The organism is Nonomuraea helvata (assembly GCF_039535785.1).
GTDB lineage: Bacteria > Actinomycetota > Actinomycetes > Streptosporangiales > Streptosporangiaceae > Nonomuraea > Nonomuraea helvata.
In genome coordinates, this window is record NZ_BAAAXV010000009.1 from 29,006 (window position 1) to 45,445 (window position 16,440).

Below are 16,440 nucleotides of genomic sequence, written 5' to 3' on the forward strand. Positions count from 1 at the left end.
CACGAGGACCCTCGCTGGTGTCTCGTCGCACTTGCCCTACCTTAGGTCATCTGGCTGTGCTCAGCCGCGCTCAGTGCACCAAATACGCTGCTGTAGCCATCCGACTATCGGTATCGCCGCAGTTGCGCGCTAACGTCTGGAAACCAGTCCCTTTAGGTCAACCGCATCCGCGAGGACGCCTTGGTTGGGCAACATGGTGTAAGCGATCATGAAGAATTCCTGGTCGGCGGCCACATGAGTCCGGGCCGATGGCCATGCGGTTCCTGACCGGCGGTCATCGGAAATCCTGGTGGATGGCCAAGGAAATCACTCGATCATGCCCATGTGCCGCAGTACGGTCTAACACTTGGCCGAACTGAAGAGGAGAACCGTCATGAGCTCCGGCACCTACGTCGAACCTGCTGAATCCGAACCCGAGGTCGCGCTGGTCGGCGGTGAGGTCACCGAGGGCGTCGTGCGCGTTGGTGACACGGTGCGGCGTCCGGTCGGCTTCAATGCTCCTCTCGTCCATGCCTTGCTCCGCCATCTGGAGCTGGTCGGGTTCGCGGGTGCTCCGAGGTTTCTCGGTGTAGACGCGGCCGGGCGTGAGGTGCTGACGTTCGTCGCCGGTGAGGTCGCCGGGCGGCCGAGGCCCGCGTGGATCGCCGACGAGGCACGGTTGGCTTCGGTCGGCCGCCTCGTCCGGGCCTACGACGACGCGGCCGCCGGTTTCGTCCTCCCCGAGGGGGTCCGGCCCTTCGCGGGACTCGGCGAGCTGACCGAGCCGCCGGGCATGCCGCCCGCACCGTCCTATCCGGTCGAACTGGTTGGGCACATGGACTTCACGCCGGACAACATCGTGTTCCGGGACGGCGAGGCAGTCGCGCTCATCGACTTCGACATGGCCAAGCCGGTCTCCAGAGTCGACGAGGTGTGCAACGCGATGCTCTCCTGGGCTCCGCTGGGTGATCCCGTCGACGCCGATCCGCGGCTACGGGACGTCGACGCGCCGCGCCGCTGCCGGATCCTCGCAGACGCCTACGGGATGTCGGATACGGATCGTTCCCGGCTCGTCGAGGTGGCCGTGATGCGGTCAAGGCGGGCGTGGTTCTCGATGAAGCAGATCGCCGAGGCGCAAGGCGGGGGCTGGGCGCGGATGTGGCAGGAGGGCGCCGGCGATGAGATCAAGCGGCAGGAGGCGTGGTTGGAGCGAAACGGCGCGGCGATCGAAACGGCGTTGACCGCCCCGTAGGCTCCTTCCTTCGCGGCGGGAGCAACGACGATCGCACCGGCATCGGACAAGCGGCTCCGAAAGCGCGGTGATATCGTACCCGCCCGAAAGGCCCGCCCCGGGAACCGACCAGCGAGCGGAGCGGACCCACTTCTCGCTGTCAGGAAGCTACTTGGCCACCCAGCGGGAGTTTTGACGGCCGCCAACCTGGATCAGGTTGGCCGCCCACGAGGAAAATCTCGTGTCCGTTTACACATGGTGGAGAGCTTCATCCACCCATTGGCTGCTTTCCCGCAAGCCACCGTACGGCAGCACCGGACAGAAACAACACGATATGATCATGCTTCTCCGTCGGTCTCCAGGCTCGACCTCGCCGGATCTGGCCCAAAGTCGGCCCACAACTGGCCCACATCCAGCGAGCTACGACGAGAATGGGCGGGACTCCATGAGACTGAAGGCCCGCCCGTTCGTACGCTGTTCGCCCTGGTCAGCGACCGAAGCCGCTGGTCAAGATCGAGTGCCCCCTGCAGGATTCGAACCTGCGCACCCGGCTCCGGAGGCCGGTGCTCTATCCCCTGAGCTAAGGGGGCTCGACGAGTGATAAGGCTATCAGCATCCCGGCACCACTCGGCACCGGATAACGCTCCGCGTACGCATCCAGCGAAAACCGCACGTGGCAGCCCTGCTCCAGGTAACTTTGCGCCCGTGGGCGAGGTTCTGGGAAAAGTACTGGTCGTCGACGACGACGAGGTCATCCGTCAGCTCATCGCGGTCAATCTGAACCTGGAGGGGTTCGAGGTCGCGACCGCCACCGACGGGCAGGATTGCCTCGATCGGGTGCTCGACGTCATGCCGGATGTCATCACGCTGGATGTGATGATGCCGTGCCTGGATGGATGGACGACTGCGGAGAAGTTGCGCACCGACGAGGCCACCAGCCATATCAAGGTCGTGCTGATCACGGCCCGGGCGCAGGACGATGACAGGAGGCGGGGGCTGGGGATCGGCGTGGACGCTTATCTGACCAAGCCGTTCGATCCGGCTGAGCTTATTCAGGTGGTGCGGGATCTGGCGGCTGGTGGCCGAGGCTGAGGAGTGCGAGGCGACGACCCTCGACATCGGTCAGCGCACACCCTGGGATCAGCGGGATGCGCGTGAGGGTGGTGGGGCCGTGCTCGACGAGGCCGCCGAGATTGCCGAGAACAATGGCGCCGCAGGCGTGATGCGGTCCATCGAGGAGGCACGCGAAACCGCACTGGCGGTGTAACGGATTTTTACGTGCTGCGGCCAGATCCTTTACGCGTACGCTGGCCCTACCGCTCGTCCGAACAGCAGGAAGGTCGAACCGTGCGTAGCTCCATTTTCGGCAATCTCGAGTCCCAGCCGCTGCCCCCTGGATTCGCCCTCCAGAACGGCAAGATGCTCAGGGTTCAGCTGCCGCACGAGGTCCTGGCCAAGCAGGGCTCCATGGTCGCCTTCCAAGGGCAGATGGACTTCGACTACGAAGGCGGAGGCCTCGGCAAGCTGCTCAAGAAGGCCGTGACGGGCGAGGGCGCCGCACTCATGCGCGTACGCGGCGAAGGGCTGCTCTATCTCGCCGACAATGCCGACGACATTCACCTGTTCTACCTGGAGAACGAGGGGATCACCGTCAACGGGCGCAACCTGCTGGCGTTCCAGCCGCAGCTCACCTGGGACATCCAGCGCGTGCAGGGCGCCGGGATGGCGGCGGGCGGGCTGTTCAACACCACGGTGACCGGGACCGGGTGGGTGGCGGTGACCACGCACGGCACGCCGGTGCTGCTCGACGCCGCCCGTATGCCCACGTACGCCGACGGCCAGTCCGCGGTCTGCTGGAGCACCGGGCTGCGGGTCGGCATCAACCGGACGATGAAGATGGGGGCGTTGATCGGGCGCGGCAGCGGAGAGGCCATGCAGCTGTCGTTCAGTGGGCAGGGGTTCGTGCTGGTGCAGGCCAGCGAAGGGGCGCCCGTCGTCGCCCAGAAGGCCTAGACACGACCCATCCAGACCTAGGCAGATAATTAGCTAATTGCCATAATTCCTTCGTGCTTGACGTTGATCTGGTCAAGGCGCTGGCCAATGAGAAGCGGATGCTGATCCTCGACTGGCTCCGCGACCCCGAGCGCCACTTTCCGCCCCAGCACGACGGCGATCTCGTACGCGACGGCGTCTGCTCCCTGTTCATCGCGGAGAAGCTCGCCGTCAGCCAGCCCACTTGCGGCGAGCATCTCAAGGTGCTCGCCAAGGCGGGCCTGATCCGCGGCAAGAAGATCAAGCAGTGGGTGTTCTACCAGCGCGACGAGGATCGGATCGCCGCCGCGAAGGAGTTGTTGAGCAGTGACTGGTGAGCTGTACGAGCGCCTGATCGCCGACATGGACGCCGCCGGCGCCAGCTACCGGCTGATCGACCACGCCCCCGAAGGGCGTACCGAGCTCGTCAGCGCGATGCGCGGGCACGACGTCGCACAGGCGGCCAAGTGCCTCGTCGTGATGGTCAAGATCGGCAAGAAGCAGACCCGGCACGTGCTGGCCGTCGTTCCCGGTGACGCCCGGCTCGACCTGCAGGCGGTCAAGGCGCTGCTGGACGGCACGTACGTGGCCTTCGCCGGCAAGGAGAAGGCCGAGGAGCTGGCCGGGAGCGTGAGCGGGACGGTGCTCCCGTTCAGCTACGACCCCCGGCTCGAGCTGGTCGCGGACCCGTCGCTGCTCGAACGGCCCGAGCTCTACTTCAACGCCGCCAGGCTCGACCGGTCCGTCGCGCTGGCCACCGACGACTACGTGCGGCTGGCCGAGCCCAGGCTGGCGCCGATAACCCTGGGCCAGGAGTCCTGAGCTAGGAGCAGGTGGGTGTGGGAGCGGCGTTCGCGCCGCTCCAGGAGGCGATGAAGCCGAACGTCGTCGAGACCCCGGGCGCGAGCGACCCGTTCCAGCCCACGTTACGCACGGTCACCGACGAGCCGCCGGCGCTCAGCGTGCCGTTCCAGAGCTGGCTGATCCGCTGCCCGTTCGCGAACGCCCACTGCACCGTCCACCCGCTCATCGCCGCGGCGCCGCTGTTCTTGACGGTGACCTCGCCCTGGAAGCCGTCCTGCCACTGGTTGGTGATCTTGTACGTGGCCGCGCACCCGCCCTCGGGGACGGTGGGAGTGACGGTTGGGGTGGCGGTCGGCGTGGAGGTCCCCGACAGGGCGTTCACCAGCGGCGGGTACCACTTGTCGGACATCTTCTGGTCCCCTGTGGCGTTCGGGTGCACCCCGTCGTACGTGTCCGTGCTCGTGCTGAACCCCGTCCACTGGTCGACCACGGTGATCGGCGACTGCTGGGTGGTGGTCGCGGCGGCCCAGGCCGGGATGGCGTTGTTGAAGTTGACGGCGCGCTGGCCGCAGTCGGCGCAGTTGGACGGGTTCATCGGGATGATCTTGGCGACCAGGATCTTCATGTTGGGGTTGCTGGTCCGCATCTGGTTGACGAGCGTGGTGAACGCGCTGAGGATCGTCGCCGGTGCGATGTTGCTCCACACGTCGTTCGTTCCGAGGTGCATGAGGACGATGTCGGGTTTGGTGGCGGACAGCCAGCCGGGCAGCTGGTTCTGGTTGGCGATGTTGGTGGCCAGGTAGCCGCCGTGGCCCTCGTTGTCGCCGTCGTACGGGACGCCGCAGCCCTGCAGCGGGAGGGTGCCGACGAAGTCGATGCTGGTGTAGCCGGAGCTCTGGAGCCGGTTCCAGAGCAGGGCCCGCCAGCATCCGGGGGATCCGGTGATCGAGTCGCCGAGGGGCATGATCCTGGTTGCCGCGGCGCCGCTGGCCTGCGTGGTGGTCGCGAATAACACCGCCGCGGCCAATGCCAGCATCGCCACCAGCAAGGTGCTGGTCCTGCGCATCGTCTGCTCTCCCGTTGTAGCCTGCGCAGATCGTAAGAAGGCGCCGGTACGGCGGAAAGGCGACTCGGTACGCACAGGCTCATGGCCTGCGAAGACGCCGTGTAACTTTCAATCCTGTCCAGGCACACCGCGGCGGACCACGACGAGCGGGCAGGGCGCGTGGTGGAGCATGGCCTGGCTGATCGAGCCCATGAGCATCCCGGCGAGCTGGCTGTGCCCGTGCGAGCCGACCACCAGCAGGTCGGCCCCCTTCGCCGCCTCCCGGAGCACCTCGACGGGATGGCCGTGCACGATCTCCGTCACCACGTCCACTCCGGGATGCCGGTCCCGGTGCCCGGCCAGGAACTCGTTCAGCTCCCGCAGCGCGTCCCGTTCGCTGTCGGGGTCGGCGGGCTCGAAGCCGCTCGGATGCGGCCAGGCCCACGCGTGTACGGCCCGAAGCAGCGCACCGCGCAATTCGGACTCGGCGAACGCGAAGTCGAGCGCCTGCCTTCCCCCTGGAGAGCCGTCGACCCCGACGACCACCTCGCCCTGCGGCGGCGAAGGGCGATCGCGGACCAGGACCACGTCCGTGCGCGCGTGCGCGGCCACCCCGTACGCGACGGAGCCGACCAGCAGCCCGCGCACGCCGCCGATCCCCCGGCTGCCGACGACCAGCAGCTCGGCTTCTTCCGAGGCCTTGACCAGGGCGGTTCGGGGGTCGCCCGGCAGCAGGGTGGTCTCCACCGTGAGCTCGGGCCGCTCGCGGAGCGCCCGGTCCCGCGCCGAAAGGAGCACCGTCTTCGCGCCTTCGCGCATCCACCGCCCGACCTCGGCGTAACGGCCGTGGGTCTCCTCGCACACCCACTTCGGAACGGCGTGCGCCACGGTCAGCGGCGCGCGACGCAGCGCCGCTTCCGTGGCGGCCCAGCCGACGGCATCCAGCCCGGTGCGCGAGCCGTCGACGCCCACGATGATCACGGAACCTGCTCCTTAGGCGAACGCGTAGCACTCCACCTCGGCACGCCGGAAGGTCAGTCCCTTGGCCGTGGAGTCGCGCACGCACTCGCGCTCTGCCTCGCTGAGTTTGAGCGTGCCGCAGACGGTCACGCCGGAGTACGTGCGGCAGTCGAGTTTGCGGTCGACTCTGCCCACGCGGTATGTCTCCCTGACCGATGCTCTGCATTGAGCCTTACCGGTGTCGGCGTAGCGGCATTGGGCTATGAGGGTCTCGTACTGCTGCTGACTCACTTCTTGCTGGCCTGTACCGTCCGCGAAGGCGGCGGTCACGCTGGACGTGGCCATGACCACAAGTCCTGCGACAGCGGCGATCATTTTCATGGTTCCCCTGATGGGACCCATACCGCCCAGGGCGCTCGTCAAACCTCGCGCCGGATCGCGAGGGTGCTGAGCCAGGTGCGTTGGTTGGTGTTGACGTGGTGCTCAAGGACGTCGAACCCGGCCTCGGCGAGCAGTCCGAGAAGTGCGTCCGGCTCTCGGTGGACGAACCACCGGTACAGCTCGCCGCCGTACTGCACCCGCTCCCAACCCTCACCGTCGCCCGCCGAAGTGCTCAGCCACAGCACGCCGCCGGGCCGCAGCGTCACCGACCAGGCACGCAACGTGGCCTCGGTCTCGGCGGCCGGCACGTGCAGGAGCGCCGCGACCGACCACAGGCCGGCCAGCGAGCCGGGGGCGAGCGGCGGGCGGCGCAGGTCGCCCAGCGCCGTGGAGACCCCGCGCGCGGTGGCGAGCCTGGCCATCTCGTACGAACGATCGATCCCGACGACCCGCAGCCCCTGCTCCAGGAACCAGGCCGCGTCCCGCCCCGGCCCGCACCCTAGGTCGGCGACCAGGCCGCCCGAGGGCAGCGCGTCCACGAAGCGCTGCCTCAAGGCGAGGAAAACGCTGTCCACGTGCTCTGTGCGTGCGGCGAACTCAGCGGCGATGCGGTCATAACTGGCTGTAGTCGCGGAGATGGGGTCATCCATCACCGGATCATGACAGGCCGGGGTCGGGTCAGGGAATGGGCTCCAGCATCCGGTGAGGGGACTCGAGGGCGCGACTGACCGGGTCGTCCCTGTTGCCTTCCAGGCCTGGTCCGGGGTGCACCTCCACCTCGTCCAGCGCGACATGGCGGCCGCAGGCCGGGCAGTGCGACTGAGGATCGAGCCTGGTGCCGCAGGTCACATGGTGGAACAGCCGGCGCGGTCCGCGGTCGGACAGGTGCCGCTCGCCCCACTGCCCGAGGGTGAGCACGGAGATCCAGAGCTCGCGGCCCGCGGGCGTCAGGACGTACTCGTCGCGTGGCGGGGTGTCCTGGTAGCGGCGCCTGGCGAGGACGCCGGCCTCGACGAGGGCGGTGAGCCGCTGGGAGAGCACCGCGCGCGGGATGTCGAGGTGGGCGAGGAAGTCGCCGTAGCGACGCACGCCGTACATGGCGTCGCGGACCACGAGGAGCGTCCACCGTTCGCCGATCACTTCCAGGGCCTTGGCCAGCGAGCAGTCCTGGCCGTCGTAGTTCTTGCCGAGCGCCATGAGGTCCATGTTAGTTCATTGACTGAACCGTGGTACCGTGCCCGACATGAGTTCAATGACCGAACTTACTGTGGAGCGGCGGGCGACGACGCTCGTGGTGGCGTCGGTGGCGCCGCTCCTCGTGCTGACGAACTACACCGTGCCGATGGTGACGCTGCCGCAGACGGCCGCGTCGCTGGGTGCGGGGGCGACCGGGCCGGTGTGGATCCTGGGGGCGATCGCGCTGGGGTTGTCGTCGCTGTTGCTGGTCTCCGGCGGGCTGGCCGACGACTACGGGCGCAGGCGGGTGCTGGTGGCGGGCACGGCGGTGCTGGCCGGTGCGAGCGTGGTGGCCGCGGTGAGCACGTCGGTGCCGGTGTTCGTGCTGGCCAGGTTGGTGCAGGGCGGGGCGAGCGCGGCGATGCTGGCCGCGAGCCTGGGCATCGTGGGCCATGCCTACCCCGGAGGGATGGAACGCGTACGGGCCAGCGGGCGGTACGGGGCGATGATGGGGCTCGGCACGGCGCTCGGCCCGCTGGTGTCCGGGGCGCTGGCGACGGTGACGAGCTGGCGGGCGGTGTACTGGCTGATGGCGGCCTGCGCGCTGGCGCTGGCCGTGGTGTCCGCCCGGGTGCTGGAGGAGTCGCGATCGGCGCTGCCGCGCAGGTTCGACGTGCCGGGCGTGGTGCTGCTCAGCCTCGGCGTGGCCGCGCTGGTCGCGGGGGTGACGGAAGGGCGGGTCGGGTGGTCGCGGCCGGTCGTGCTGGGGGCTTTCGCGGTGGCGGTGGTGCTGGTGGGCGCGTTCGTCGCGGTGGAGCGGCGGCGGGCGGATCCGCTGATCGACCTGGAGCTGTTCCGGCGGCCGGCGTTCCTGGTGTCGACGGGCGGGGCGCTGGTCGTGGGGGCGGCGGTGGTCGGGCTGCTCAGTTACCTGCCGAGCGTGCTGCAGGCCGCGCACGGGCTGACGCCGCTGGACTCGGCGCTGCTGTTCTGCGTCTGGTCGGGGCTGTCGTTCGTGGCGTCGCTGCTGACCAGGCACGTACGGCTGGCCACGGCCGCGCGCCTGGCGCTCGGTCTGGGGCTGAGCGCGGCCGGGTTCGCCGGACTGCTGGGCGTGGGCGGCTCGCTGCACCTCCCGCTGGTCGTCGCCGGGCTGGCGGTGAGCGGGGTCGGATCCGGGCTGATCAACTCCTCGATCACGCAGCTGGCGATCGACAGCGTGCCCGCCCACCGGGTGAGCATGGGCTCCGGGGCCAACAACACCGCCCGCTACGTCGGTTCCTCGCTGGGCGCCGCCGCCGTGGCGGCCCTCGTCGGCGCCTTGGGCTGGAGCCTGGGGACGGGGATCATGGTGGCGGCCTGCATCGTGCTCATGGGCGTCACGGCGGTCGCGGCCCTGGTCATGCCCGGCCGTCCCGGCGATCGGGGAAGGGACTGACCCCGCTCGTGCGATCTCATCCAGAGGGGGTAGGGCCTTCATTGAAGATTCCTGCGACCGTCTCCGAGGAGGTAGCGATGGACACATCGGGAGTCGGCAAGACCGTACAGGACGTGATGCACCACGGAGCGGAATGCATCGGCGAGCGCGACAGCCTGCGCAGAGCCGCGCAGATGATGCGTGACCTCGCAGTCGGCGCGTTGCCGATCTGCGGGGATGACGACCGGCTCAAAGGGATCATCACCGACCGGGACATCGTGATCAAGTGCTGCGCCGAGGGCAAGGACCTCGACCAGACCACGGCGAGCGAGCTCGCCATGGGGCTGGTGTGGGTGGAAGCCCACAGCAGTGTCGAAGAGGCGCTGCAGAAGATGGAGCAGCACCAGATCAAGCGGCTGCCCGTGATCGACAACCACCGGATCGTGGGCATGGTCAGCGAGGCCGACCTGGCGAAGGAGCTGCCGGACAACAAGCTCGCGGAGTTCGTCCACCGGGTGTACGCACCCTCGTGAGACGACGCGTCCGGACCGATCACGCGAATGGGGCTCCGACCGGGGCCCCATTCGCCGTTGAACGTCAGATCCGGTCGGCGGCGATGAGGAGGTACTGGAAGCTGCCGTCCCGGTACGCCTCGAGGAAGGCCTCCTCGATCCCCGTCGCCAGATGGGTCTTGGCGCGCAGCTCCCAGTACGGGACGGTGGCGGCGGTGAGGTCGATGACGTTGATGGGGACGAGGCGGTTGGCCGCCAGTTCCTTGAAATAGGTGCTGCGCGGATGGATGTCGCAGATGTAGTGGGCGTTGATCTGGCTGACGGCGCGGGACGGCAGGCCGTAGGCGTCGTTGTAACACCCGGTGATGCACACGTACCGGCCGCCGCGGCTCAGGAGGCGGGCGTGCTCGGCGAAGAGCAGCGAGAGCTCGACGTACATCGTGCTCTCGTTGTTCCAGATCGCTTGGAACGTTCCCGTCTCGAATCCGGTGTCGAGCATGTTGCGGAAATGGAAGCGCACCTTGTCGTCGACACCGCGCATCGCGGCCTGCTCGTTGGCGAAGGCCACCTGGGACTCGGAAATGGACACGCCGTCGACGTGGCAGCCGTGCCTGAGGTTGACCAGGAGGCTTGAGCCGCCGCGGCCCGAGCCGGCGTCCAGCACCCGGTGGTCCGGCCGCAGGGGGCCGAGGTTGCTGATGAGGGTGTCGGCCTGGGCGTGCTCGAGCCGATGGAGCTCCTCGATGACGCGTTTCTCGCGGGTCTCCGCCGGGCCCTCCAGGACCGACCAGTTCACATCTCCGATGCCGTAGTGGTGGTGGTAAATGCCGTCGACCTCGCCCAGGCGCAGGTTGACCGGGTTCTGCTCCGAGTTCCAATAGTCGGCGACCGAGTGCTGGTAGTAGGTGCTGAGGACGGGTGTGGCCGTCATCGGCGGGACTCCTTTCGCTACGACTGATCTACGGCTGATCTCTATGACTGGTAGCGGCTGCTGGTGCTGTGCCATTCGAGGCAGCCGGCCATCCACGCCTGCGCCCCGCGCAGGAAGCGCTTCAGCTCGACGGACGGGACGGTGGCGAGTCGCTGCTGGCTGGCCTCGAAGCCTCGGACGAAGTCGTTGTGCATGGCGACGGCGCGTTCGGTCGCCTCGCGGGTGGAGCAGCCCTCTTCCGCGGCGATGAGCAGGATCACGTTGGAGTCGGGCAGCTCGTCGGCCGCCTCCCTCTCGACGGAGTGGAGGTCGTTGACGAGCACGCTGGCGGTGCCGGCCTGCATGAGCGCGGTGTGGAACCTGCTGTCGAAGAAGAGGTTGGCGGGCAGCTCGTACTCCCCCACGATGTCGATGAGCGTCATGGACGTGTAGAAACTGTCGTGCTGCCTGGCCGCGAGATAGCGCCACACGGGCGGCGGCGTCTCCAGGTAGCGCCAGGCCGCGTAGGCGGCCCAGCTCACGTACATCTGGGACGTGATGTTGCAGACCCGCCCCACCTGCGAGGGGGTGGCGTGGCGGCGTACGTGGCCGGCCGCCGATCTCAGCGCGACCAGGACGGGGTCGGCCTGGATCGCCTCCTCGAGCTCGTGGGTGTAGTCGCCCGCCGGCGGGGGCGGGTCCATGGCCGACGTCACGAGGGCGAGCCGGGGCGGGAGCTCGGTCGGCGTCGCCCCGAGCTCGGTCTCGTCCGCGTAGTAGTCGTCGGCGGCCCACCAGGCGGCGTTCATCTGGGCCGCGACCAGCAGCAGGTCGGGGTCGTCGGCGTCGGGGTGGGTGAGCGTGGCCAGCCGCCCGTACCCCGTCGCGCGGAACTCCTCCATCCGCCCCTCGTGGAGGCCGGCCCGCTCCGCCCAGGCCGCCAGCCGCCGGTCCACTTCGTCGGCCAGCTCCTGGTCGTCCCTGACGGTCTCCGGGCAGTAAAGCGGCGGGTACGACCCGTCGCCCCACTGCCGTTCCCGGTACGGCAGCGGGGCGAGGCTGTGCCGGTGGAGTGCGCCGCGAAGCGCCTGCGCGGGGTCCACCGGGGCGGGTCTGGGAGGCTCGTGCCCGTCGCCTTCGGCGGGCTGTGGCACGGGATGGCGGTCCACCGGCGGGAGGCGCAGCGCGGAGGTGCCCAGGCCGGTGGGGCCTGCGATGTCGGGCATGTCGCCGTCCTCTTCCTAGACGCGCGGGGCGGCGATGTCGACGTTCTCGAGGATGCCGATCGCGTCGGGCACCAGGATCGCCGCCGAGTAGTAGGCGCTGACCAGGTACGACATCACGGCCTGCTGGTTTATCCCCATGAACCGGACGTTCAGCCCCGGCTCGTGCTCCTCCGGGAGGCCGGTCTGGTAGAGGCCGACCACCCCCTGGTCCTCCTCCCCGGTGCGCATGGCCAGGATGGAGGTGGTGTGGTGTTCGGAGATCGGGATCTTGCCGCAGGGGAAGATCGGGACCCCGCGCCAGGCCGGGATCTCGTGGCCGTCCACGTCGGCGCTGCCGGGCACCAGTCCGCGCTTGTTGCACTCCCTGAAGAACGCGGCGATCGCCTTGGGGTGGGCCAGCAGCAACCGGGTCTTGCGGCGCATGCTGATCAGGTCGTCGAGGTCGTCCGGGGTCGGCGGGCCGGACCAGGTGCTGATCCGCTGGCCGTACTCGGCGTTGTGCAGCAGGCCGAACTCGCGGTTGTTGAGCAGCTCCCACTCCTCGCGCTCGCGGATCTCGTGGACGGTCAGGCGCAGCTGCTGCTCGAGCTGGCTCATGGGGTCGTTGTAGAGGTCGGCCACGCGGGTGTGGATCCGCAGGACGCTCTGCGTGACGCTCAGCTCGTACTCGCGAGGATGAAGGTCGTAGTCCACGAACGTGCCGTCGATGACGGGCTCGCCGACGTGCCCGGACGCGATCGCGACGGCCGCCTCGCCGCGGCGGTTGACCGGCCTGCGCGTCTCCTCGAGATATCGCTCCACGTGCTCCCGCAGGGCGGGCGACCCGTCGAACAGCCGCTGGAACTCCTGCCACGGCGACACGAGGATCGTGCCGGCGGTGGCGGCCCTGACGGTGCACGACCAGTGCGGGCTCTCCTGCGCGAGCGCCTCGTCGCCCAGGTGCTCACCGTCGGTGATGACGCCGAGGAGCTGCGTGTCCCCGTACGCGCCGGTGGCCAGCCGGTCGAGCCGGCCGCGGGCGACGATGTACGTCTCGGTGATCGGAGCGCCGGACTCGGCGATGACGTCGCCTGCCTGGAACTCCCGCGGCGCGAACGTCGAGGCGATCGCCCTCAGCATCTCGAGGTCGTCGAAGCCGCGCAGCGGGGGGAGCTCCGACAGCGTCTCGGGGATGATCCGCACGTCGTCCGCCCCGTTGAGCACCACGCTCACCCGGCCGCGCCCGACCCGGTGCGTCAGCCGGCGGTTGACCCGGTACGTGCCGCCGCGCACGTCGACCCACGGCAGCCTGCGCAGCAGCCAGCGGGAGGTGATGGCCTGCATCTGCGGGCGTGTCTTGGTAGTGGTGGCCAGGTTGCGCGCTGCCCGAGTGTCCAGGCTCAACCGGGGCCCCGTGGACGACTCCGTAGACATGTTCCCTCGCAATCGCTCGCCTGTGACTGCTGGTGCACAACTGAACGTAATCAGCCGGGGTCATTACGTTCAGTGGCCTAGAAGTCACCTAGCGCTAACCTTGTTGCGAGAGTGATCTAGCGGCGGTGGACGCGCGCCAGGAGCCACAGCAGGAGGGGCGCTCCCAGCACGCCGGTGACCACTCCGACGGGCAGCTCCACGTCCGGGATCAGCAGCCGCGACCACGTCGGAGACCAGCACGACGAGCGACCCGCCCTGGGCAGCCGCGGTGGAGCCGGCCCGGTCGTCGGCCATGCATGGATGACGGAGCGCCGATCAATGGTCGACGATCAGGGTGTCAAGGGCCGCGGCTTGTGCGACCTGCCGGTCGTAGGCGTTGACGATGGCGTCCAGGAGGCCGGGAAAGCGGGCGTCGAGATCGTCCATGCGCAGTGCCGTCCAACGGCGGTTGCCTTCCTCGCGCTGGCGGATGATCCCGGCTTCGCGGAGCACCCGAAAGTGGTGGGTGAGCGTGGACGGCGCGACGTCCACCTGGAAGGTGCCGCAGGCTCGCTCGGGGGCGGCGCGCAGGGTCTGCACGATGGTCATACGCGTCGGATCGGCCAGCGCGTGCAGAACGTCGAGTACGTCGAAGTTCTCGGTGTCCGGGTGGACCAGCACGGGGCGGCGGCGGTGCGTGCGGGGCATCTCACGCCTTTCTATTTCGACAAGCATCGTACAAGCATGATACGACTTTCGTTGTACGACGAACGTAGAAAGAGGAAACCATGCGTGCCTTGGTGATGACCGCGCCGTCAGATGGGTCGGATCGCACAGAGGTCGGGGAGATCGTCGAACCACGTCCCGGCGACGGAGAGGTGAGTATCGATGTCACCTATGCCGGAGTGAACTTCATGGACGTGATGGCGCGCCGCGGCGATCCCGGCTACGCCTCGTCCTGGCCGCACGTGCCTGGACTCGAGGTGGCCGGAACCGTACGGGAGCTCGGCGCCGACGTGAGCGGGCTGGCCTTGGGGCAGCGGGTGGTGGCGTTCACAGCCGGAGGCGGCTTCGCCGAGGTGGCGGTCGCGCGGGCAGCGCTCACCGTACCGGTGCCGGATGAGATCCCCTTGCTGACGGCGGCGGGCACGCCGATGGTGTTCTCCACCGCGCTGCTGTTGCTGACCGACGCTGCCAGGCTCGCCTCGGCAGAGAGCGTTCTGGTGCACTCGGCCAGTGGTGGTGTGGGAAGCGCCCTGGCGCAGTTGATTCCGACGCTGGGCGGCGGTCTGCTCATCGGCACCGTCGGCCGGCCGGACAAGGTCGACGCTGCACGGCAGAGCGGTTATGACATCGCATTGGCTCGCGGCGCCGATCTGGTCGACTCGGTACGTGCCGCCACCGAAGGGAAGGGCGTCGACGTCGTCCTGGACCCCCTGGGCACCAGCCTGATCGATGTCGACCTGGCAATTACGGCGCCGGGAGGGCGGGTCGTCCTGTTCGGCAACGCCGGCGGCGGGCAGCCCGCTCCGCTCCCACCCCTCGGAAAGCTCATCGGCGGCAACGTCTCGATCGGCGGTTTCAGCATCACCAGCCTGAGCAGATCGGCTCCAGAACGGGTCGCTGCGGCTCTGCGCCGCGTCCTGGACCTGATCAGCGCCGGCCGGCTGGATGTCGCGGTCACGGACATTGGCTCGCTGACCAACGTGCCCGCCATACACCAGTTGCTCGCGGATGGCAGAGGCAGCGGCAAATACGTGGCGCGTATTGCCTAGCCATCACGCCGGGGCCCACGCCTTCCGACACCGATCCGCCTGTGGGCACCGCCAGGGTGATGGTGAACCCGCTGCTCAGGCCCGCCTCCGCGAGGAAGGTCTTCGCCTTGGCCGGGTCATGGGTGCAGTGGTCGTTTGCGGCATCGGATTGCTCGGTCGAGGCGGGAGCGTGCTGGCAGGCCGAGTAATGCCGCCCCTTGCGTTATTAGGCGAGGCTAACCTAACTCATACTGCCTGCCAACGGGGGTAGGAGACCAGCGATGTCCTTCGGCCAACGCGGCTACTTCGCCGGTCGTACGATCTCCGAGCTCGCGCAGGACCTGCGCGCGGGGCGTACCACCTCGGCGGCGCTCACCAGGCACGCGCTCGATGCGGTCGCGGCGCTCGGCCCGGCGCTCAACGCGTTCGTCACCGTGGACGCGGAGGGCGCGACGGCCGCGGCGAGCCACGCCGACCGCGAGCTGGCGCTCGGCATGGACCGGGGCCCCCTGCACGGCCTGCCTGCCGGCGTGAAGGACGTCATCATGGTGGCCGGCCTGCCCGCGACCATGGGCTCGCGGCACTTCGCCGGTTACGTCCCGGACGCTGACGCCGCCTGCGTGACCCTTCTGCGCCAGGCCGGGGCCGTCATCGTCGGCAAGACCAACACGCACGAATTCGGGTACGGCCCGACCGGCGACCGCTCGGCCGCCGGCCCGTGCCTCAACCCGTGGGACACCTCCCGCATGGCGGGCGGATCCAGCGGCGGCAGCGCGGTCGCCGTGGCGGCGGGCATGGTCCCGCTCGCTCTCGGCACCGACACCGGCGGCTCGACCCGCGTCCCCGCCGCGCTGTGCGGGATCGCCGGTTTCAAGCCCGCGTACGGGGCGATCCCGGCGGACGGCGTCTTCCCCTTGGCGCGCTCCCTCGACCACGTCGGCCTGCTCGCGGGCGACGCGCAGGGCTGCCTCATCGCCTACCGCTCCCTCGTCCCGGACGCCGACGGCACGGGCGCGCCACGTGCCGGCTGGCTGGATCCGGCCGACCTCTTCCCCTGCGACCGGGAGGTGATCCGCACGGCGCGCCAGGCGCTGGAGGCCGGGACCGGCCCGCTGGACGAGCTCCGGTTGTCGCGGAAAGAGGCCAGAGACCTGCACGAGACGTTCACCGCCATCCAGAGCGGCGAGGTGGCGGCCGTGCACGCGGACCGTATGGCGGAGGCGCCCTCGCTGTTCGACGGCGAGGTGCTCGAACGCCTGCGTGCCGCCGCCACGGTGCCGAGCTGGCGGTACGTGCGCGCTCTGGAGGCCAGACCGCGGCTGGCCGAAACGGTCGGGGCGCTGTTCGAGCGCCATGACGTCCTCGCGCTGCCCACCGTGCCCATCACCGCCCCGCCCCTCGGCCGCAGGGAGATCGACGTGGGCGGCACGCTCGTCGCCGTACGGGACGCGCTGCTCTCACTGACCAGCCCATGGAGCCTGCTGGGCCTGCCCGCCCTGAGCGTCCCCGCCGGAACGGTGGACGGCCTGCCGGTCGGGGTCCAGCTCGTCTGCCGCGCCGGGAACGAGCATCTGCTCTTCCGGACGGCGGCCAAGAATGGGCCCCATGGTGGGCCTTGACGA

General features: G+C 69.1%; 20 protein-coding genes and 1 tRNA gene. 10 read left to right on the plus strand and 11 right to left on the minus strand.

The window, feature by feature from the left end; translation table 11 throughout:
• Positions 1-373 precede the first annotated feature (373 nt).
• Positions 374-1,231 carry a protein kinase family protein gene (locus ABD830_RS32645; RefSeq protein WP_344996129.1) on the plus strand — a complete coding sequence of 286 codons (858 nt, stop codon included), beginning with the start codon at positions 374-376 and terminating at the stop codon, positions 1,229-1,231.
• Between the two features lie 497 nt (positions 1,232-1,728).
• Here the strand turns inward: ABD830_RS32645 and ABD830_RS32650 are convergent.
• A tRNA-Arg gene (locus ABD830_RS32650) sits at positions 1,729-1,800 on the minus strand.
• A gap of 115 nt (positions 1,801-1,915) precedes the next feature.
• Between ABD830_RS32650 and ABD830_RS32655 the strand changes: the two genes are divergently transcribed.
• The 5 genes from ABD830_RS32655 to ABD830_RS32675 all read left to right on the plus strand — a co-directional run bounded on the left by ABD830_RS32655 (position 1,916) and on the right by ABD830_RS32675 (position 4,063).
• Positions 1,916-2,302 carry a response regulator transcription factor gene (locus ABD830_RS32655; RefSeq protein ID WP_344996132.1) on the plus strand — a complete coding sequence of 129 codons (387 nt, stop codon included), beginning with the start codon at positions 1,916-1,918 and terminating at the stop codon, positions 2,300-2,302.
• Positions 2,289-2,477: a hypothetical protein gene (locus tag ABD830_RS32660; RefSeq protein WP_344996135.1), complete on the plus strand. Its 189-nt coding sequence runs from the start codon at positions 2,289-2,291 to the stop codon at positions 2,475-2,477. The genes ABD830_RS32655 and ABD830_RS32660 overlap by 14 nt, the downstream gene beginning before the upstream one ends.
• A gap of 80 nt (positions 2,478-2,557) precedes the next feature.
• A complete protein-coding gene (locus ABD830_RS32665; protein ID WP_344996137.1) occupies positions 2,558-3,223 on the plus strand; it encodes an AIM24 family protein in 666 nt (221 codons plus the stop codon).
• A gap of 53 nt (positions 3,224-3,276) precedes the next feature.
• Positions 3,277-3,579, plus strand: coding sequence for an ArsR/SmtB family transcription factor (locus ABD830_RS32670; protein WP_344996140.1), 303 nt, complete (start codon positions 3,277-3,279; stop codon positions 3,577-3,579).
• On the plus strand, positions 3,569-4,063 hold the full coding sequence (locus ABD830_RS32675; RefSeq protein WP_344996143.1) for a YbaK/prolyl-tRNA synthetase associated domain-containing protein: 495 nt from the start codon (positions 3,569-3,571) through the stop codon (positions 4,061-4,063). The genes ABD830_RS32670 and ABD830_RS32675 overlap by 11 nt, the downstream gene beginning before the upstream one ends.
• 1 nt (position 4,064) lies before the next feature.
• Here ABD830_RS32675 and ABD830_RS32680 read toward each other — a convergent pair whose 3' ends face one another.
• From ABD830_RS32680 to ABD830_RS32700, 5 genes are all read right to left on the minus strand, one after another.
• Entirely contained in the window at positions 4,065-5,111 is a 1,047-nt protein-coding gene (locus ABD830_RS32680; protein WP_344996146.1) for a cellulose binding domain-containing protein, read from the minus strand.
• 108 nt (positions 5,112-5,219) lie between these two features.
• Positions 5,220-6,071 carry a universal stress protein gene (locus ABD830_RS32685; protein ID WP_344996149.1) on the minus strand — a complete coding sequence of 284 codons (852 nt, stop codon included), beginning with the start codon at positions 6,069-6,071 and terminating at the stop codon, positions 5,220-5,222.
• A gap of 12 nt (positions 6,072-6,083) precedes the next feature.
• A complete protein-coding gene (locus ABD830_RS32690) occupies positions 6,084-6,245 on the minus strand; it encodes a hypothetical protein (RefSeq protein ID WP_344996152.1) in 162 nt (53 codons plus the stop codon).
• 224 nt (positions 6,246-6,469) lie between these two features.
• Positions 6,470-7,081 carry a class I SAM-dependent methyltransferase gene (locus tag ABD830_RS32695; RefSeq protein WP_344996154.1) on the minus strand — a complete coding sequence of 204 codons (612 nt, stop codon included), beginning with the start codon at positions 7,079-7,081 and terminating at the stop codon, positions 6,470-6,472.
• A 28-nt stretch (positions 7,082-7,109) separates the two neighbouring features.
• Positions 7,110-7,628, minus strand: coding sequence for a winged helix-turn-helix transcriptional regulator (locus ABD830_RS32700; RefSeq protein ID WP_344996157.1), 519 nt, complete (start codon positions 7,626-7,628; stop codon positions 7,110-7,112).
• A gap of 46 nt (positions 7,629-7,674) precedes the next feature.
• On the opposite strand from ABD830_RS32700, the gene ABD830_RS32705 reads away from it, so the two are divergent.
• Both ABD830_RS32705 and ABD830_RS32710 read left to right on the plus strand, forming a co-directional pair.
• Positions 7,675-9,045: an MFS transporter gene (locus tag ABD830_RS32705; protein ID WP_344996160.1), complete on the plus strand. Its 1,371-nt coding sequence runs from the start codon at positions 7,675-7,677 to the stop codon at positions 9,043-9,045.
• Between the two features lie 77 nt (positions 9,046-9,122).
• Positions 9,123-9,557: a CBS domain-containing protein gene (locus tag ABD830_RS32710; protein WP_344996163.1), complete on the plus strand. Its 435-nt coding sequence runs from the start codon at positions 9,123-9,125 to the stop codon at positions 9,555-9,557.
• A 64-nt stretch (positions 9,558-9,621) separates the two neighbouring features.
• On the opposite strand, the gene ABD830_RS32715 is transcribed toward ABD830_RS32710, so the two are convergent.
• The 5 genes from ABD830_RS32715 to ABD830_RS32730 all read right to left on the minus strand — a co-directional run bounded on the left by ABD830_RS32715 (position 9,622) and on the right by ABD830_RS32730 (position 13,772).
• Positions 9,622-10,467, minus strand: coding sequence for a geranyl diphosphate 2-C-methyltransferase (locus tag ABD830_RS32715; RefSeq protein WP_344996166.1), 846 nt, complete (start codon positions 10,465-10,467; stop codon positions 9,622-9,624).
• A gap of 41 nt (positions 10,468-10,508) precedes the next feature.
• Entirely contained in the window at positions 10,509-11,672 is a 1,164-nt protein-coding gene (locus ABD830_RS32720) for a family 2 encapsulin nanocompartment cargo protein terpene cyclase (protein WP_344996169.1), read from the minus strand.
• 15 nt (positions 11,673-11,687) lie between these two features.
• Positions 11,688-13,085 (minus strand): family 2B encapsulin nanocompartment shell protein, encoded by a 1,398-nt coding sequence (locus ABD830_RS32725; RefSeq protein WP_344996172.1) that lies wholly within the window; start codon positions 13,083-13,085, stop codon positions 11,688-11,690.
• A gap of 116 nt (positions 13,086-13,201) precedes the next feature.
• Positions 13,202-13,285 (minus strand): hypothetical protein, encoded by an 84-nt coding sequence (locus ABD830_RS54405; RefSeq protein ID WP_378520739.1) that lies wholly within the window; start codon positions 13,283-13,285, stop codon positions 13,202-13,204.
• Positions 13,286-13,400: 115 nt separating this feature from the next.
• Positions 13,401-13,772, minus strand: coding sequence for an ArsR/SmtB family transcription factor (locus tag ABD830_RS32730; protein WP_344996174.1), 372 nt, complete (start codon positions 13,770-13,772; stop codon positions 13,401-13,403).
• Between the two features lie 80 nt (positions 13,773-13,852).
• On the opposite strand from ABD830_RS32730, the gene ABD830_RS32735 reads away from it, so the two are divergent.
• Positions 13,853-14,839 carry a quinone oxidoreductase family protein gene (locus tag ABD830_RS32735; protein ID WP_344996177.1) on the plus strand — a complete coding sequence of 329 codons (987 nt, stop codon included), beginning with the start codon at positions 13,853-13,855 and terminating at the stop codon, positions 14,837-14,839.
• Positions 14,840-15,099: 260 nt separating this feature from the next.
• Positions 15,100-16,437: an amidase gene (locus tag ABD830_RS32740; protein WP_344996180.1), complete on the plus strand. Its 1,338-nt coding sequence runs from the start codon at positions 15,100-15,102 to the stop codon at positions 16,435-16,437.
• The last annotated feature ends 3 nt before the right edge of the window (positions 16,438-16,440 follow it).

Bases quoted from the DNA above. Each gene is read 5' to 3' on its own strand.
- ABD830_RS32705 (WP_344996160.1), top strand. From the start codon at position 7,675: ATGAGTTCAATGACCGAACTTACTGTGGAGCGGCGGGCGACGACGCTC.
- ABD830_RS32695 (WP_344996154.1), bottom strand. From the start codon at position 7,081: ATGGATGACCCCATCTCCGCGACTACAGCCAGTTATGACCGCATCGCC.
- ABD830_RS32725 (WP_344996172.1), bottom strand. From the start codon at position 13,085: ATGTCTACGGAGTCGTCCACGGGGCCCCGGTTGAGCCTGGACACTCGG.
- ABD830_RS32720 (WP_344996169.1), bottom strand. From the start codon at position 11,672: ATGCCCGACATCGCAGGCCCCACCGGCCTGGGCACCTCCGCGCTGCGC.
- ABD830_RS32710 (WP_344996163.1), top strand. From the start codon at position 9,123: ATGGACACATCGGGAGTCGGCAAGACCGTACAGGACGTGATGCACCAC.
- ABD830_RS32740 (WP_344996180.1), top strand. From the start codon at position 15,100: ATGTCCTTCGGCCAACGCGGCTACTTCGCCGGTCGTACGATCTCCGAG.
- ABD830_RS32645 (WP_344996129.1), top strand. From the start codon at position 374: ATGAGCTCCGGCACCTACGTCGAACCTGCTGAATCCGAACCCGAGGTC.
- ABD830_RS32715 (WP_344996166.1), bottom strand. From the start codon at position 10,467: ATGACGGCCACACCCGTCCTCAGCACCTACTACCAGCACTCGGTCGCC.
- ABD830_RS32730 (WP_344996174.1), bottom strand. From the start codon at position 13,772: ATGCCCCGCACGCACCGCCGCCGCCCCGTGCTGGTCCACCCGGACACC.
- ABD830_RS32700 (WP_344996157.1), bottom strand. From the start codon at position 7,628: ATGGCGCTCGGCAAGAACTACGACGGCCAGGACTGCTCGCTGGCCAAG.
- ABD830_RS32735 (WP_344996177.1), top strand. From the start codon at position 13,853: ATGCGTGCCTTGGTGATGACCGCGCCGTCAGATGGGTCGGATCGCACA.
- ABD830_RS32680 (WP_344996146.1), bottom strand. From the start codon at position 5,111: ATGCGCAGGACCAGCACCTTGCTGGTGGCGATGCTGGCATTGGCCGCG.